The organism is Romboutsia sp. (genome assembly GCF_051659545.1).
Taxonomy (GTDB): Bacteria; Bacillota; Clostridia; order Peptostreptococcales; family Peptostreptococcaceae; genus JBOFOR01.
On sequence record NZ_JBOFOR010000238.1, the window covers coordinates 1 to 3,291 of the forward strand.

The 3,291-nt window shown below is 32.1% G+C and carries 2 protein-coding genes; both read left to right on the forward strand.

Annotated features, from left to right (window positions below; genetic code table 11):
• Positions 1–208, forward strand: a 208-nt coding sequence (locus ACRC03_RS13465) for an IS3 family transposase (protein ID WP_438653097.1), incomplete at its 5' end; no start/stop codon positions are given.
• Positions 209–457: 249 nt separating this feature from the next.
• On the forward strand, positions 458–3,291 hold a 2,834-nt coding region (locus tag ACRC03_RS13470; RefSeq protein WP_438653098.1), incomplete at its 3' end, for a S8 family serine peptidase.

The window sequence follows — 3,291 nt, forward strand, 5'->3', positions numbered from 1 at the left end:
GGGATGTCCTTATGACAATGCCTGCATAGAATCTTTTCATGCCATTTTAAAGAAAGAAGAAGTTTATAGGGTTAAGTATTTTGATTTTGAGTCTGCAAAACTAAGATTATTTGAATATATAGAAGGTTGGTACAATAGAAAAAGAATTCATGGAAGTATTGGTTTTATTTCACCAGATCAGTACGAAAAAATAGCTAGAGCAAGTTAAAAATTCAATTATTTGTATCTAAAATATTGACATAGATCCATTATTAGTATAGGTCAAATCTGTGGAATGAAGGTTTAAGAAAAAGAGTATATAATAATGTAATAAAAAATACTTTGTAATATTGAAACAGAAAATGATACAAAAAACAGAATGAAAAAAATTGAAATATTAAGAATATTCAAATATAATTTACTTGAGATATTATAATATAAGATAAAGAGGGGAAATAAAAAAAGGGGAGGGATAATAATGCATAATAAAAAATGGTCTAATAATGTAAAAAAAACACTAACTGTGGTAATGGTAGGTGCAATGATGTTACCAAATATAGGACATGCCTTATCACCAAATGAATATTTTGAGAAGAACTCTACTGATTTTACAAAGATAGAGTTAAATAAAGATTTAAAGGCAGAAAGAGTAAAAATTCAAGAGGGGATAAATACAAATTCAGAAGAATTAATCTCAGTAATAGTAGAGTTTAATACAGCTCCTTTAGTTTATTCAAAAAAATCATCTCCAAACATGTCACAAGATCAAAAAGTTAAACTAGAAAAGATAAAGAAAGAACATAAAAAGTTCAAAGACTTAGTAGGAAATAAACAAAAAGCAAATCAATTCTCAACGGCACCTATAATTAATCACGAATATACAAATACTTTCAATGGTGCATCAATACAAATAAAAGGAACAGAAATTGAAAAACTAGCAGAAAGTGATGTTATAAAAGCTATATGGAAGGATGAAACTGTTAAGTTAGAACTTCCAAAGGAAACAAAATCAAGTGAAATAACACCATTTATGAGCAGTAGCAAGCCGTTAATAGGAGTAGATAAGCTTCATTCAGAGGGTATAAAAGGCAAAGGTATAAAGGTAGGGGTAATAGATACAGGAATAGACTATAACCACCCAGACTTAAAAGATAACTACAAAGGGGAAGTAAAAACTGGAGCATCTATAGATGTATCGAAAGGCTGGGACTTTGTAGATAATGATGCAGATCCAATGGAAACTACATATAAAGACTGGCAAGGTAGTGGACATCCTGAATTTAATCCAGAGACAGGAAGTGAATACTATACATCTCACGGAACTCACGTATCAGGAACTATAGCAGGCACAGGAGAAAATGATAAATCTGAGTTTGCTACAATAGGAGTTGCTCCAGAAGCTGACCTATATGGCTATAGAGTATTAGGTCCCTATGGAAGAGGTAGCACATCAGACATAGTGGCAGCTATAGAAAAATCAGTAGAAGATGGAATGGATGTAATAAACTTATCTCTAGGAGCAAATGTAAATGATCCACTATACCCAACAGCAGTAGCTACAAACAATGCTATGCTTGCAGGTGTTGTAACAGTATTAGCAAATGGAAATGCAGGACCAGCTCCAGGTACAGTAGGAACACCAGGGACAGCGCCACTTCCTATATCAGTAGGAGCAAGCACTACAGCTATACAAATAGCTAAATTTAAAATAGAAGCATCAAATAATATATCTACAAATGGTAGATTATTAGCTAGAGATTTTACTGAATTACCTAAAATACAAGAAGGTGAAATAGTATTCTGTGGGTTAGGAAAAGAAGAAGGTGATTTCTCAAATGTAACAGGTAAGATAGCATTAATTGAAAGAGGGGAATTAGCATTAAATCAAAAAGTAATAAATGCTAAAAAAGCAGGTGCGAAGGCAGTTATATTATTTAATAATGTAGATGGTGAAATTGAACATTATTTAGGAGAAAACACAGAATTTATACCAGCAGTATCTATAGACAAAGTAACAGGACAAAAACTAAAAGCAGCACTAGAAGCACAAGAAAAAATAACTACAAAAATTAGTCTAACAGAATATACACAAACACAACCAGATTTACTAGCAAGCTTTAGCTCGCGTGGTCCAGTAAACAATGGTGATATAAAACCAGATGTAGTAGCTCCAGGGGTGTCTATAATGTCTACTTATCCAGAATATATAAATCACCCAGCTGAAGGAGATGATTATTCACAAGCTTATTCAAGAATAAGTGGAACAAGTATGGCAGCTCCACATGTAGCAGGACTATCTGCTTTAGTATTATCTCAAAATAAAGACTACGATGCATTTGATGTGAAATTAGCACTTATGAACACTGGTGATGATTTAGCTCAAAAATATGGTGTAAATGAAATGGGAGCAGGTAGAATAAATGCAATTGATGCTGTTAAATCACAAGTAGTTATAAAAAATAAAGACGCATCTCAAACTGTAAATGATAATGGTGAAATAGTAGAAGTAGAACATGAAACAGGAGCACTATCATTTGGTACGGTAGCAATATCTAAAAAAGATACTGTAATTAAAGATAAGTTGATAATAGATAATAAAACTGATAAAACTAAAACATATGATGTATCAGTAGAATATGTTACTCCAAGTGAGACTAATGGAGCACAAGATGCTATAAAAAATAAGGTTAAAATAGGTGTAAAAAACAACGCAGTAGCAAATAAGAGCAAAGAAACTAGCCTAGATGTTAGCTTAACTATACCTAAAGATGCAGAGGCAGGAGTATATCAAGGATACATAAAGTTAACAAGTAGGCAAAATAACAAAGAAGTACATAACATACCATTTAGTGTAAAATATGTAGAGCCAGGATTAGCACCTATACAATTATTCACTAATAGTGCAACTAACGACTTAGATTGGGTACATCCATGGCTAACTCCAGGAATAGGAAGTTATATAAAAGTTAACACTCCAGTAGAAAAAATAGATATAGTAGTAAAAGATTATGCAACAGATAAACTTATAGGATATAGAGGTTCGCTAGATGCAAGTATGCTAATACCAGACTATACTTATCAATTAAGAGATGCACTTGATATGTTACTTATGGTTTATCCAATAGATGAAAGCGGTAAGAAATCTAAGATACCTATGAAATTAGATGAAGGAAAATATAAGTTAGAATTTATAGCAACAGATAAAGAAGGAAACACTACATCTAAATCACAACCATTCATAGTAGACAACACACCAGCACAAACTACAGAACTAAGCTTAAACGGTGGAGTACATGAAATAGATGAAAGTAT